Raw genomic sequence first — 12949 nt, forward strand, 5'->3', positions numbered from 1 at the left:
ACACCCCCTGTGTACGGCAACGGCAGTCTACGTTCGGGCAGCGTCTGCAGTATTGCTTTGTAGGGCGGCCCGCGTTGCCTTTTACTTATCGACTGGGGTTTCCATGGATTGGCTGGCGTGCCGCAGCGCGGCGATCAGGGCGTCAGCGCCCGGAGACAGGCGCGCGCCGGCGCGCGTGGTGATGCCGATGCTGCGCGTGGTGTCAGGCAGCGGCAGGTCCAGCTCGACCAGCCAGCCGGCCTCGATCTCATGGTGCAGCTGGTGCGCCGACAGCGCTGTGACCAGATCGCCCTGCAGCAGCAGCCCGCGCACCAGCGCCAGATCGCCCGTTTCCACCAGCGGCTGGGGCAGCGGCAGACCACGCGATGCGAAAACGCCATCCAGCGCCTGCCGCGAAGGCGATGCGGCGCGCGACAGCACCCATGGATAGGGCTCCAGGTCGGCCAGCGTGACGCGCTTGCGGTTGGCCAGGGGATGCGAGGCGCGCGCGATCAGCGCAATACGGTCGCCAAACAGGACTTCCGTGGCCAGGCCCTGCGACGGGTGGGGCCGCAGCGCACCGAGGATGAAATCGATGCGCCCGCTGAGCAGGCCAGCGGTCAGTTCCTCATAAGGGCTTTCCAGCGAGCGGAAGCACAGGCGCGGATGCCGGTGGTGGACATCCGCGATGGCCATCGGCAGCAGCAGCGTACGGCCCAGCGGCAACGCGCCGATGGTCACCGCGCCTTCCAGCACGCCTTGCAGCGCAGCAATATCGGCCCGGATATGGCGCAGTTCCGCCAGGGCGCGTTCAAAACGCACCACCCATCGGCTGCCTGCATCGGTGGGCACCATGCCGCGCGCCGTCCGTGTAAACACGGGTTGGCCCAGCGCATCCTCCAGCCTGGCGATGGCTTGGCTCACCGCCGATTGCGAGACGCCCACCGATGCCGCCACGCTAGGCATATGGTGGACCTCCGCCAGCATCACGGCCACTTCCAGGCGCCGCTCGTTGTGCAGGGCTTCCAGGCTGGCCACCGTCACGCCGGGCCGCACACGCAGGCGCACCGCTTCCTCGCGCACCTCGCGCAATGCGGCCTCGATATGGCGGGCACGCTCCAGCACGATTTCGCCGGCGCGCGTCAGCAACATGCCACGACCCTTGCGCTCGAACAGCGCCACACCCAGCGTCTGTTCCAGTGCCGCCACCGATCGCGCAATGGCCGACGACGCACGGTGCAGCGATTCGGACGAGCGGCGCACGCCGCCCGCGGCGGCCACACCGGCAAAGACGTGCAGGTGATGCAGGCTGATTGTCTCCATATCGCTATTGTCGTATCGGTGTGGCATGGCGCCTACGGGCGATAAGCAGATTAGAACAATTGTCCCGCGACATCGCAACCAAGGACTTGTACCGGGCGCGGATACTGCGGGCACCTGATAACGCCCGAGCCTGCCAGCGCCGCCCGCCATGACGCCATGCCTTGATTCCGACCTGCGCGCCATCCCCTGCACCCTGATGCGGGGCGGCACGTCGCGTGGGCCGTTCTTCCTGGCCAGTGACCTTCCCGCCGACACCGCCGCACGCGACCGCGTGCTGCTGGCGGCCATGGGCTGCCCCGATCCGCGCCAGATCGACGGCCTTGGCGGCGCGCATCCGCTGACCAGCAAGGCCGGCATCGTGGCGCACGGCACGCCCGGACAGGCCGACCTCGACTTCACGTTCGCGCAGTTGCAGCCGAACGCGGACACCGTCGACACCACGCCGAACTGCGGCAACATGCTGGCCGCCGTATTGCCATACGCTATCGAACGCGGTCTGGTTGCGCCGCAAGACGGCGTCACCCGTGCCCGCGTGCTGACGCGCAACACGGGCATGCTGTGCGACATCACGATGCAAACGCCATTACGCGTGCCCCGCTTCGGCGGCGAAGCCCGGATCGACGGCGTGCCGGGCACTGCGGCGCCCATCGTGATCGACTTCCTCGACACCGCTGGCTCGGTGTGCCGCGCGCTGCTGCCCACGGGCAACACCGTGGACAAGCTCACGATCATCGATTCCGAATCCGGCAAGCCGCTCACCATCGACGCCACGCTGATCGACAACGGCATGCCCATGGTGCTCATGCGCGCGGCAGACCTCGACCGCACGGCCCGTGAGACCGTGGCCGACCTGAACGCGGACACTTCGCTGAAGCAGCGCATCGAAGCCTTGCGACTGGTCGCTGGCGAATTGATGGGCCTGGGCAACGTGGCACAGAAGAGCTATCCGAAGATGTGCCTGATTGCCGCGCCGCGCGCCGGCGGCAGCATTGCCACGCGCTGCTTTATCCCGCGCGTCTGCCACGACGCCATCGGCGTACTGGCTGCCATCACGGTGGGCACGGCCTGCGTACTGCCCGGCACGATTGCAGCCGGCGTGGCCGTCGTCGAGGCAGGCCCGGTCCACGCCATCAGCGTCGAACACCCCACTGGCGAGTTTGCGGTGGAACTCGAAACCGATCCCGCCGATCCCGGCACGATCCTCCGCAGCGCGCTGATCCGTACGGCGCGTCCCATCATGCGCGGCGAGGTACTGGTCCCGTCCAGCACCTGGCCACTCTGAGCACTTCTTCATGATCATTGATTGCCACGGGCATTTCACCACCGCCCCGAAAGCACTGGAAATCTGGCGCCAGCGCCAGATTGCAGGCCTTACCGCACCGGAGCTGGCGCCGTCCGTCAGCGACCTGCAAATCAGCGACGACGCACTGTGCGAGGCCATCGAAGGCAACCAGTTGCGCCTGATGCGCGAGCGCGGCGCCGACCTGACGATCTTCTCGCCGCGCGCCTCGTTCATGGCGCACCACATCGGCAACTTCGAGACCAGCGCCACCTGGGCCGCCATCTGTAACCTACTCTGCCATCGCGTCAGCGAACTGTTTCCCGATCACTTCGTGGGTGCCGCCATGCTGCCCCAGTCGCCGGGTGTGGATACACGGAGCTGCGTGGCCGAGCTGGAACGCTGCGTGCTGGAGTACGGCTTTGTCGGCGTGAACCTGAATCCCGATCCGTCGGGCGGCCACTGGACGTCGCCGCCCCTGTCCGACCCGTACTGGTTCCCCCTCTACGAAAAGATGGTGGAGCTTGACGTGCCGGCCATGATTCACGTCAGCACCAGTTGCAACGCGTGCTTCCACACCACTGGCGCGCACTACCTGAACGCCGACACCACGGCCTTCATGCAGGTGCTGACCAGTGACCTGTTCCAGCGCTTTCCCACACTGAAGTTCGTGATTCCGCACGGCGGCGGCGCGGTGCCCTATCACTGGGGCCGCTTCCGTGGCCTTGCGCAGGAACTGAAGCTGCCGCCGCTGCAGGAGCATCTGCTGAACAACGTGTTTTTCGATACGTGCGTCTATCACCAGCCGGGCATCGACCTGCTGACGCACGTGATCCCGGTGCGCAACGTCCTGTTTGCCTCGGAAATGATCGGCGCCGTGCGCGGCATCGATCCCGAAACCGGCCACTACTACGACGACACGCGCCGCTACATCGACCAGGCCGCGTTGTCCGCCGAAGAACGACATCTGATCTACGAAGGCAACGCGCGCCGCATCTACACCCGCCTGGATGCGCGCCTGAAGGCCCGCGGGTTGTAGCAACACGGAAGTACGCGGCACAGACCGAACAAGAATATCAACGGAGGAGAAAACGATGAAACTGCGCCACCTGGCGTTTTCGATCGCGCTTGGGCTGCCTGCCCTGGCGCAGGCCCAGTCCGTGACGCTGTACGGCGTCATCGATACGGGCATCGAGTACCTGAACCACGTCGGCACCGCAGGCAATTCCGTGGTGAAGATGGCCAACCTGAGCGGCACGGTGCCGTCGCGCTGGGGCCTGCGCGGCACCGAGGATCTTGGCGGCGGCATGAAGGCCAACTTCGTGCTGGAATCGGGCTTCGCGCCGGACAGCGGCGTTACCAACCAAGGCGGCCGCCTGTTCGGCCGGCAAGCCTGGGTAGGCCTGAGCGGCAACTGGGGCCAGATCAGCCTGGGCCGCCAGTACACGATGCTGTTCTGGGCGATGCTCGATACCGATATCCTGGGGCCCAACGCCTATGGTTCTAGCTCGCTCGACAACTACCTGCCCAACGCGCGCGCTGACAATGCGATCGGCTACAAGGGCAAGTTCGGCGGCTTCACTGTCGGGGCAACCTATAGCTTCGGCCGCGATTCGGTCAACGCCGGCCCCAGCCCGTCAGGCACCAACTGCGCCGGCGAGACGGCGGGAAGCATGGCCACCTGCCGCGAATGGTCGGCCATGCTCGGCTACGAGACCAACTGGTGGGGCGTGCTCGGTGCCTACGATTCACTGCGGGGCGGTCCCGGCGCCTTCGCCGGCCTGACGTCGAGCGAACTCAAGGACGACCGCGCCACGGTGGGTGGCTACATGCTGGTGGGCCACGCCAAGATCGGCGCCGGCTGGCTGGCCCGCCGCAACGGCGCGCTGACCACGCCGCGCAGCAACATGTACTACGCCGGCGTCGCCTACGACATCACGCCGCAGGTCACGCTGTCGGGCGAGGCGTACTACCTCGACTACCGCCACAGCTCCGACCGGGCATGGCTTGGCGCCGTGCGCGCCAGCTACGCGTTCTCCAAGCGTACCTCGGTGTACTCCACGCTCGGCTACATCGACAACGGCGGCAAGCTCGCCCTGTCGGTGGACAGCGCTTCGACAGGTGCCGGCCCGGTGGCGGGCGGCACCCAGCTTGGCGCGATGCTCGGCATCAAACACATCTTCTGACCTCGTCGCGACACACGGGGAGCTCCAACTGCCCACGCTCCGTTAGTGCTGACGGGCGTGGGCTTTTTTTGGGCTGGAATTGACTTGAATCCGTTCCCGATACTCGCGCACTCGGGCATAGTCTCGACACCGCCCTAATCTGTCCTCTCCCGGATGTATATGCCGGTGATGACTCTAGGTTCGACTCCGGCCCGCCTTGTGCGGGCCGACTACATGTCGCATCCCGGAAATATGATCGCTGTTTGGTCCATCGGCGGACGCGTTGTCGACCAGCATCATTCTCTGCATGTCATACCACGTAGACCACACGGTATCCGTCCGATCCATGGAGACGAGCCATGGAACCAACGCCCCATGGATCCACTGAAGGAGAACCAGGCCTTCGCGGTGCAGCTGGGCAACGCCGCCGTTACGCCAAAGAAGCACAGGTTCATGATGAAACGTCCGGTTCCGGAGCATCCGGATCCTTTTGATCAGAGACGATAGCTTCGCCCGCGTTCGATCGACCTTTGGACAACCGGGAAATGCCTTGCGCAAGGCAGACCACAGCTCCGACTGGAATTCGGCGTTGAACCTCCTGCATCGCTCAAGCCGAGGCGCCGAGAACAGCTTTTCAGCATCCGTCCATTTCACGATCGACTTCCCCTCTCTGGTGAAGTCGAAATTCCAGCAGCAGACGACAAAGAAATCCATGAGACGACGGAGCAAAATTGTGTCCGCTGGCCGGCAGCATCCCTCGACTATGTCTCCGGCGAATCGGCAAACGGCAGCATGGCCGCCCTCACCCCTTCTGGGAGCGTTTCGCAAGCCATCCGAAACACATTGCCCTCTGGATCTTCCAGCACTACCTGCCATTGCCCGTAGTAGGTCGAGAAGGGCCCTTTGATCAGCTTTCCACCCATGTCCGCGGCCGTCGCTGCTGCCACGCCAACAGCTTCCGTGGCGTCGACCATGAACGTGGCGTATGCAATCGTCGGCGCGGACCCGCCAGCCTCTGGCTTCCTGTCTTCTATCCCCAGCAATGCATACGCCGCCGCCCCATTGAACCCAAACTGGAACGTTGGCGCTTCCAGCGCGCGGTAGATCGGTGAACGGCTCTTTGCCGCCTCGGGCAGATCGAGCACCTGCCGGTAGAACGCAAACTGCGCGTCGATATCGCGGCACAGCAGGTTGAACCAGAGTTTCATACCGACACCTCCGGGACATAGGTCTTCCGGTACATCTCTGTCAGGTGTTCCCCAGCCGTGCAGGGTGCAAAGCGCGGCATCTCGCCCGCTTGCAGGGTGCCCGGCACCGGCTCGATGCGGGCCAGGTAATCAGGCTCGTAGAAGAACGGAATCGAATAGCGTGGTGCGCCGCCGGAGTGGACATTGCGCACGCGGTGCGGGTTCGAGTGGTAGCGGCCGTTTGTCCAGCGCGGCACCATGTCGCCCAGATTGACGACAAGGCTGCCGGGCATCGGTGTAGCCGCCACCCAGTCGCCGCCCGGCATCTGGACTTCGAGCCCGCCATGCGCGTCCTGCGCCAGGATCGTTACGGCGCCCCAATCCGTATGCGCGCCCGCGCCAAAGGTCCGCGCGTCGGCATCGGTCGGATGGGCGGGGTAACGGATCATGCGCAGCGTTACCATCGGACTTCCGCTCGTGTGGTCGAAGTAGTGTTCCGGCAAATCGAGCGATAGCGCCATCAACTGCATCAGCCGGCGAGACAGCACGAGCATGGCGTCGATATACGCCTGACACTGCGCCGGCGCGTGCGGCAGTTCGACAGGCCACTGGTTGTGGCCGTAAGTCTGATAGCCCGCCAGCACGTATGGATGATCGTCCGGATACGCCATGCCGCAGTAGAAGCTCTCCTTCAGATCGGGCCGCGCGGCGGCGTCGAGCCGTTGGTCACCCAGGTTTTCGAAGCCGCGCATGGTCGGCGAATGGGCCATGGCCAGCGCGTGCCGCGTGGCAAGCGGAAGGTCGAGCAGAGCCTCGGCCAGCGCGAATTGCCGCGTGACCGTGTCCGCCGCCACGCCGTGGTTGCGGACATAAAAGAAGCCCGACGACATGGCCGCCGTACGGAACGTCTGCGCCACCTCGGCGCTGCGTGGGCCACCGGCGACCAGCGCATCGGTGAGATCGATGACAGGAATCGACATAGGCGCCTCCGCGTCAGGCCTTGAGCTTGCGATCCGCCGCCGACGGCAGGAACTGGTCGGTCCAGATGTCGGCCACCGTCATGCCCGGCTTGATGCCGAAGGCGCCCACCGTTTCGTCCACCGTGGCCTGCAGCCGCGCCTGCGTGGCTGCGCCCCATCCGTCGCGCAGCGTATCGGGCGTGCGCATCGCGCCATCGACGATCAGCTTCAGCCGCTCGAACTCCAGCGCCTGCTCGGCCAGCGGCTCGCGCGCCTTGACCGCCGCGGCGCCGGCCTTCGGGTCCGCCATGGCTTCGATCCAGCCGCGCGTCGACGCCTTGACGAAGGCCTTCATGGCCTCGGGCTGCTCCGCCATGCTCTTGCGATTGGCCACCAGACCGTTGCCGTACGACTTCATGCCGTAGTCCGAGAAACGGAACACCGTCAGTTTCTCCGGACCCATGCCGCGCGCCTTCAGGTTCAGCAGGCCAGTAAAGTAGAAGTAGGCGGCGGCATCGAAGTCTCCCTTCGCGAAGCGCGTGTCGCCAATGTCCGGGGTCACGCTCTCCCACTTGATCGTCGATGGATCGAAGCCCTGCGCCTTGGCAAACACCGGAAACAGCTTGCGCGACGCATTGAACGGCTGGCCGAGAATCGACTTGCCGGCCAGGTCGCCCGGCTTGACGATGCCACCGCCCTTGCGCACGATCACCGCGTTCGGGTTCAGGTCGTACTGGATAGCCACCGCCTTCAGCGCGGCGGCCGGATTGGCAGCGTTGAATTCGATCATTGCCGCAAGATCCGCCGACGCGCAGTCGTAGGCGCCACCGGCCACCAGGCTGATGGCCGAAGCCGAACCGTTGCCGGTATCGATCAACACGTCCAGTCCGGCATCCTTGTAGTAGCCGCGCTGCAACGCCAGCAGGAAACCGGCGCCCGAGGCTTCCACCTTCCAGCCAAGGTTGAACTTGAACTTCTGCAGCGACCCGGCGGCGCGCACGATGGCCGGCGCGGCGAGCAGCGATGAGATGGCAGTGGCGCCAGTGGCGCGCAGGAAGGAACGGCGTCGCATAGAGAGCTCCGGAAACGGATGTGTGGGCACATGGCGAGCAATTTCCGGGCGGCGCGGGCCGCTGAACGCTTCTACTCTCCAGCCTGCTGTCCAGCAGGTTCCGTGCCACCCGCATTCACGAAATTGGCGCGCGCATTGCACCGCGATGCGGCAATGCGGATGTCGGCATGCGCCGGGACGGCGCAGATGCTTGCCCCGTGGTGGATAAGGCAGTACCTTGTGACGCCATGACTGCCCCCACCTCCTCCCCCCACCCTTCCGCCCCGCGCATCGCGGTCATTGGCGCCGGCATCGTCGGCAGTTGCATCGCGCTGATGCTGCGCAAGCGTGGTGCCACGGTGACGCTGATTGATCGCGAAGGGCCAGCAACTGGTTGCAGCTATGGCAACTCCGGTGCGATCAGCGTCAGTTCCATTGCGCCGCTAGCCATGCCGGGCGTGCTGGCATCCGTACCGAAGATGCTGGCGGATCCGGACAGTCCGCTGCGCTTGCCGTTGAGCTATCTGCCTGCCGCCATGCCATGGCTTGCGCGTTTCGTGCTGTCGGCCACGCCCGAGCGCGTAGAGCGTGCGGCCGCCGCGCTCACGGCGCTGCATGCGGGCGCCGTGGACAAGCACAAGGCGCTGGCACACGAAATCGGCGTGCCCGAGCTGTTCATACGGCGGGGGCACCTGCATCTGTATCCGAGTGCGGCAGCGCTGCAGGCGGACAGCGCAGCGTGGCAACTGCGGCAGCGGTTTGGCTTCCGGTTCGACAAGCTCGACCGCGCTGGCATCGATGCGCTCGAGCCTGGCGTCGCAGCGCGCTATCACGCGGCGATCTACCTGGCCGATCACGGCACGATCCTGAATCCCGCGCGCTATACCCGTGCCGTGGCCGATGCGTTCGTATCGCGCGGCGGCCAGCTGGTGCGTGACGATATCCAGCGGATGACCGCTGGCGCCGGCGGCTGGACGCTGCATGGGGTCAACGGCACGCATGCCGCCGACCATGTCGTCGTGGCAGCAGGCGCCTGGTCGCGGCAACTGCTCGATCCGCTCGGCGTGCGGCTGCAACTGGAAAGTCAGCGCGGCTACCACGTGCAGTTCACGGGCACGCGCGACGTGGTGTCGCGCACCGTGGTGCTGACCGACCACAAGATCTTTGTCACACCGATGGAAGAAGGGCTGCGCGTCGGCGGCACGGTCGAGATCGCCGGCCTGAAGCGACCGCCCGATCCGCGCCGCGCCGCCATCCTCGAAGGCATCGCACGACAGACCTTCCGGGGTCTCGAACACAGCGCCGCCACCACGTGGATGGGCCATCGTCCCTGCATGCCCGACTCGGTGCCCGTGGTGGGTCAGGCAGATGGCCACCAAGGTCTGTGGCTTGCCGTCGGGCACGGCCATCTCGGGCTGACCGATTCCATCCCCACTGCCGAGCGGATTGCCGACGCCCTGCTTGCCCAGTGACCCTCAGGGAAATCGCTAGATTCCGCCACCTGCAATTAGTTATACAGTAGAACAATTCGGCGGCGGCGCCGAGGAGGAGACACATGAAGATCGCGATCGCCGGGGGCGGTATCGGCGGGCTCACGCTTGCCCTGCTCTGCCATCAGCAGGGGTTCGATGTCGAAGTCTGGGAGGCCAGCGAGTCACTGCGGCCGCTTGGCGTGGGCATCAATCTGCTGCCGCATGCGGTGCGCGAACTATCGGCGCTGGGCTTGCAGGACGATCTGGCGCGCATCGCCATCGAGACGTCGTCACTGTCCTACTACAACAAGCTCGGCCAGCAGATCTGGCAAGAGCCGCGCGGGCGCGCCGCCGGGTATGACTGGCCACAGTTCTCCGTGCATCGCGGCGAGTTCCAGATGCTGCTGTATCAGACGGCGGTGGCCCGGTTGGGCGCTGGCTGCATGCACACCGGTCATGCGCTGGAGTCCATCGCCAGCACCGGCGGCAACGGCGAACCCGCGCGCTTCACGCTCCGGCGCCGCAGCGACGATAGCCTCGTCGAAGCCAGCGCTGACGTGCTGGTGGGCGCCGACGGCATCCATTCGGCCGTGCGTCGGCATTTCTACCCCACGGATGATGCGCCCCGGTTCTCGCGCCGTCTGCTGTGGCGCGCCACGACCGACGCCGTGCCCTACCTCGACGGCCGCTCGATGTTCATGGCAGGCCATCAGGACCAGAAGTTCGTGGCCTATCCGATTTCCGAGCCGCTGCGCGCGCAGGGCCGATCGCGCATCAACTGGATTGCCGAACTGCGCGTGCCCGACGACTACCCCGACACCCCGCCGCGCAGCGACTGGAATCGCCAGGTCGACAAATCCGTCTTCCGGGCCGCGTTCGCACGCTGGCATTGGGACTGGATCGACATCCCGACGCTGATCGACGGCGCCGATGCCATCTACGAATTCCCGATGGTCGACAAGGACCCCCTGCCGCGCTGGACATTTGACCGCGTCACGCTGCTGGGCGACGCCGCGCATCCGATGTATCCGATCGGCTCGAACGGTAGCGCCCAGGCCATTGTCGATGCACGCTACCTGACCGATTGCCTGCTTGCGGAACGTGACGTCGACTACGCGCTGCGCGAGTACGAGGCCGAACGGCTGCCGCGCACGGCCGGCATCGTACTGCGCAACCGCATGAACGGACCTGAACAGGTCATGCAGCTGGCCGAAGTGCGCGCGCCCCAGGGCTTCGCCAGCATCGACGATGTGATCCCGCGCGGCGAACTCGAAGCCATTTCGCAGCGCTACAAGACACTGGCCGGCTTCGGGCAGCAGCAACTACAGGCCAGCAAGCGGTAAGCCACAAGCCATCAACAGAACAGGATCGGAGGAGACCACACCATGCCCCAGTTCCGTATGCCTCGCACCGGCCTTGCGCTGGCCACCCTTGCCCTCGTCCTGGCCAGCGGTGCGGCGCAGGCCGATGTGACCGTTGGCGTCAGCATTGCGTCGACGGGGCCGTCGGCGTCGCTCGGCATTCCGCAGAAGAACACCATGCCGTTCCTGCCCGAGACGATTGCTGGCGAGAAGATCCACTACATCGTCATGGACGATGGATCGGACCCGACGCAAGGCACCAAGATCGCCCGGCGTTTTGTCACGGAAGACAAGGTCGACATCATTCTCGGTTCCTCAGCCGTGGCCCCTTCGATTGCGATTTCCGAAGTGGCGGATGAAAGCCAGACCGTACAACTGGCGTTCTCGCCTATCGAACTGAAGCCCGGACGCGGCACCTGGACTTACCGGCTGGCGCAGCCGGTGCGGCTGATGGCCGATGCGGTGGCTGGTGCCGCCAAGGCGAACGGCGTGAAGACGGTGGCATTCATTGGCTTTGCCGATGCCTACGGCGAGACCTGGCTCAAGGCGTTCACCTCGGCGGCACAGGCCAACGGCATGCGCGTGGTTGCCACCGAACGCTATGCACGCTCCGATACCAGTGTCACGGCTCAGGCACTGAAGCTGATTGCGGCTCGCGCCGACGCCGTGCTGATTGCCGGCGCCGGCACCGGCGCCGCGCTGCCGCACACCACCTTGCGTGAGCGCGGCTATACCGGGCCGATCTACCAGACTCACGGCGCAGCCACGCGCGACCTGATTCGCATCGGCGGCAAGGCGGTCAATGGCGCGATCCTGCCGGCGGGCCCGGTGATCGTGGCCGAGCAATTGCCGGCGTCCAGCCCGATCAAGAAGCCCGGCATGGACTACGTGACGCTCTACGAGAAACAATATGGACCCGAAAGCCGCACGCAGTTCGGCGCGCATCCGTACGATGCCGGTCTGATATTGCAGCGCATCGTGCCGGTCGCGCTGAAGAAGGCCAAGCCCGGTACGCCCGAGTTTCGCAAGGCCCTCAAGGATGCACTGGAAAGCGAACGCGACATCGTGGTATCCCACGGCGTGCTGAACTACACCGCAGAGGACCACTTCGGCTTCGACCAGCGCGGTCGCGTGCTGCTGACCATCGACAACGGCAACTGGAAGCTCGTCAAGTGAACCCCTCCACTTCGACCATTGCACTGCCAAAACTGGAACCTGTGGCCGACTTCAGTTTGCAGGTGGCCGCACCGACCGAGGTGGGCGTCACGCCACTGGGCCAGCGGCGCGTGATCCCGATCCTGTCGGGCACGGTACGCGGCCCACGCCTGAACGGGCGCATCCTGCCCGGCGGGGCCGATTTCCAGCTGATCCGTCATGGCGATGGCAGCGACGTCACCACCGCCGACATCGAAGCCCGATACGTGCTGGAAACGGACGACGGTGCCCACATCTATATCGTCAACGCCGGTGTGCGCAGCGGGAGCGCGGCCGTGATCGCGCGTCTCAACCGCGGCGAACAGGTGGACCCCTCCGAGGTCTATTTCCGTACAGCGCCGCACTTCGAGACCGCCGCGCCGCAATATCGCTGGCTGATGCAGCACCTATTCGTGGCAGCCGGCGCTCGCTACCCGGATCGTGTCGAGCTGCGCTACTTCCTGGTCAACTGAGCATGGCGCCACCCCGCAAGCCGCGCGACACACTCGCGCCCGACCCCAACGGCAGCCACTTCGAGCCACACCTGCCAAACGTGGACTACGGCGTGCTCGACTCGCTGATCGGATACGCCATCCGGCGGGCACAGATTCGCGTGTACGAGGATTTCGTGGCCTCGCTGGCCACGTGGAACATCACGCCGCCGCGCTTTTCCGCGCTGCAGATCATCGCGTGCAATCCGAGCCTGAAGCTGACCGACCTGGCCCAGATCCTGGGTATCGCACGTTCCGGCGCCGTATTGCTGGTGGATGCGCTGGAGTCCATGGATCTGGTGAAGCGATTGCCATCGCCCACCGACCGGCGTGCCTTCGGCCTGGCGCTGACCGAGGCCGGCCGCAAGACGCTGAAGGAGGCCACCGCCGCCGTGTGCGCGCATGATGCGCGCATCGCTGCGGGGTTGTCCGATGAAGAACAGACGGTGCTGAAGGAGCTGCTGGAGAAGCTCGGGCGCTAGCAGCGC

13 protein-coding genes are annotated in these 12949 nt (G+C 65.6%); 9 read left to right on the forward strand and 4 right to left on the reverse strand.

All coding sequences use genetic code 11. The features are described 5' to 3' along the window. Window positions 1–81 precede the first annotated feature (81 nt). Entirely contained in the window at window positions 82–1302 is a 1221-nt protein-coding gene (locus tag CYJ10_RS10580) for a LysR family transcriptional regulator (protein WP_101681430.1), read from the reverse strand. A 148-nt stretch (window positions 1303–1450) separates the two neighbouring features. Between CYJ10_RS10580 and CYJ10_RS10585 the strand changes: the two genes are divergently transcribed. The 4 genes from CYJ10_RS10585 (at window position 1451) to CYJ10_RS34640 (ending at window position 5253) form a co-directional block, all read left to right on the forward strand. Continuing rightward, window positions 1451–2584, forward strand: coding sequence for a 4-oxalomesaconate tautomerase (locus tag CYJ10_RS10585; protein ID WP_101681431.1), 1134 nt, complete (start codon window positions 1451–1453; stop codon window positions 2582–2584). Window positions 2585–2594: 10 nt separating this feature from the next. Beyond that, on the forward strand, window positions 2595–3620 hold the full coding sequence (locus CYJ10_RS10590) for an amidohydrolase family protein (protein ID WP_101681432.1): 1026 nt from the start codon (window positions 2595–2597) through the stop codon (window positions 3618–3620). Window positions 3621–3675: 55 nt separating this feature from the next. After that, the gene (locus CYJ10_RS10595) at window positions 3676–4767 is read left to right on the forward strand and encodes a porin (protein WP_101681433.1); all 1092 of its coding nucleotides are present in this window, start codon (window positions 3676–3678) and stop codon (window positions 4765–4767) included. 354 nt (window positions 4768–5121) lie between these two features. After that, the gene (locus tag CYJ10_RS34640) at window positions 5122–5253 is read left to right on the forward strand and encodes a hypothetical protein (protein WP_257993227.1); all 132 of its coding nucleotides are present in this window, start codon (window positions 5122–5124) and stop codon (window positions 5251–5253) included. Window positions 5254–5507: 254 nt separating this feature from the next. On the opposite strand, the gene CYJ10_RS10605 is transcribed toward CYJ10_RS34640, so the two are convergent. The 3 genes from CYJ10_RS10605 to CYJ10_RS10615 are packed head-to-tail and all read right to left on the reverse strand — an operon-like array spanning window position 5508 to window position 7964. Then, window positions 5508–5954: a VOC family protein gene (locus CYJ10_RS10605; protein ID WP_101681435.1), complete on the reverse strand. Its 447-nt coding sequence runs from the start codon at window positions 5952–5954 to the stop codon at window positions 5508–5510. Beyond that, the gene (locus CYJ10_RS10610; protein WP_101681436.1) at window positions 5951–6913 is read right to left on the reverse strand and encodes an isopenicillin N synthase family dioxygenase; all 963 of its coding nucleotides are present in this window, start codon (window positions 6911–6913) and stop codon (window positions 5951–5953) included. Before CYJ10_RS10610 ends, CYJ10_RS10605 begins: the two co-directional genes overlap by 4 nt. A gap of 13 nt (window positions 6914–6926) precedes the next feature. After that, on the reverse strand, window positions 6927–7964 hold the full coding sequence (locus CYJ10_RS10615; RefSeq protein WP_180862887.1) for an ABC transporter substrate-binding protein: 1038 nt from the start codon (window positions 7962–7964) through the stop codon (window positions 6927–6929). Between the two features lie 227 nt (window positions 7965–8191). Between CYJ10_RS10615 and CYJ10_RS10620 the strand changes: the two genes are divergently transcribed. The 5 genes from CYJ10_RS10620 (at window position 8192) to CYJ10_RS10640 (ending at window position 12943) form a co-directional block, all read left to right on the forward strand. Beyond that, entirely contained in the window at window positions 8192–9415 is a 1224-nt protein-coding gene (locus CYJ10_RS10620; RefSeq protein WP_180862888.1) for an NAD(P)/FAD-dependent oxidoreductase, read from the forward strand. A gap of 83 nt (window positions 9416–9498) precedes the next feature. Continuing rightward, complete coding sequence (locus CYJ10_RS10625; RefSeq protein WP_101681437.1) at window positions 9499–10758, forward strand: flavin-dependent oxidoreductase; 1260 nt, start codon at window positions 9499–9501, stop codon at window positions 10756–10758. 42 nt (window positions 10759–10800) lie between these two features. Beyond that, window positions 10801–11952: an ABC transporter substrate-binding protein gene (locus tag CYJ10_RS10630; protein ID WP_257993228.1), complete on the forward strand. Its 1152-nt coding sequence runs from the start codon at window positions 10801–10803 to the stop codon at window positions 11950–11952. Then, complete coding sequence (locus CYJ10_RS10635) at window positions 11949–12443, forward strand: DUF3237 domain-containing protein (RefSeq protein ID WP_180862889.1); 495 nt, start codon at window positions 11949–11951, stop codon at window positions 12441–12443. Before CYJ10_RS10630 ends, CYJ10_RS10635 begins: the two co-directional genes overlap by 4 nt. A 2-nt stretch (window positions 12444–12445) precedes the next feature. Then, window positions 12446–12943 (forward strand): MarR family winged helix-turn-helix transcriptional regulator, encoded by a 498-nt coding sequence (locus CYJ10_RS10640; RefSeq protein ID WP_101681439.1) that lies wholly within the window; start codon window positions 12446–12448, stop codon window positions 12941–12943. The last annotated feature ends 6 nt before the right edge of the window (window positions 12944–12949 follow it).

It is taken from the genome of Cupriavidus pauculus (genome assembly GCF_002858765.1).
Classification (GTDB): Bacteria; Pseudomonadota; Gammaproteobacteria; order Burkholderiales; family Burkholderiaceae; genus Cupriavidus; species Cupriavidus pauculus_B.

Excerpts from the sequence above, each read along its gene's own strand:
- CYJ10_RS10580 (WP_101681430.1), bottom strand. The coding sequence starts at position 1,302 with ATGGAGACAATCAGCCTGCATCACCTGCACGTCTTTGCCGGTGTGGCC.
- CYJ10_RS10585 (WP_101681431.1), top strand. The coding sequence starts at position 1,451 with ATGACGCCATGCCTTGATTCCGACCTGCGCGCCATCCCCTGCACCCTG.
- CYJ10_RS10590 (WP_101681432.1), top strand. The coding sequence starts at position 2,595 with ATGATCATTGATTGCCACGGGCATTTCACCACCGCCCCGAAAGCACTG.
- CYJ10_RS10595 (WP_101681433.1), top strand. The coding sequence starts at position 3,676 with ATGAAACTGCGCCACCTGGCGTTTTCGATCGCGCTTGGGCTGCCTGCC.
- CYJ10_RS34640 (WP_257993227.1), top strand. The coding sequence starts at position 5,122 with ATGGATCCACTGAAGGAGAACCAGGCCTTCGCGGTGCAGCTGGGCAAC.
- CYJ10_RS10605 (WP_101681435.1), bottom strand. The coding sequence starts at position 5,954 with ATGAAACTCTGGTTCAACCTGCTGTGCCGCGATATCGACGCGCAGTTT.
- CYJ10_RS10610 (WP_101681436.1), bottom strand. The coding sequence starts at position 6,913 with ATGTCGATTCCTGTCATCGATCTCACCGATGCGCTGGTCGCCGGTGGC.
- CYJ10_RS10615 (WP_180862887.1), bottom strand. The coding sequence starts at position 7,964 with ATGCGACGCCGTTCCTTCCTGCGCGCCACTGGCGCCACTGCCATCTCA.
- CYJ10_RS10620 (WP_180862888.1), top strand. The coding sequence starts at position 8,192 with ATGACTGCCCCCACCTCCTCCCCCCACCCTTCCGCCCCGCGCATCGCG.
- CYJ10_RS10625 (WP_101681437.1), top strand. The coding sequence starts at position 9,499 with ATGAAGATCGCGATCGCCGGGGGCGGTATCGGCGGGCTCACGCTTGCC.
- CYJ10_RS10630 (WP_257993228.1), top strand. The coding sequence starts at position 10,801 with ATGCCCCAGTTCCGTATGCCTCGCACCGGCCTTGCGCTGGCCACCCTT.
- CYJ10_RS10640 (WP_101681439.1), top strand. The coding sequence starts at position 12,446 with ATGGCGCCACCCCGCAAGCCGCGCGACACACTCGCGCCCGACCCCAAC.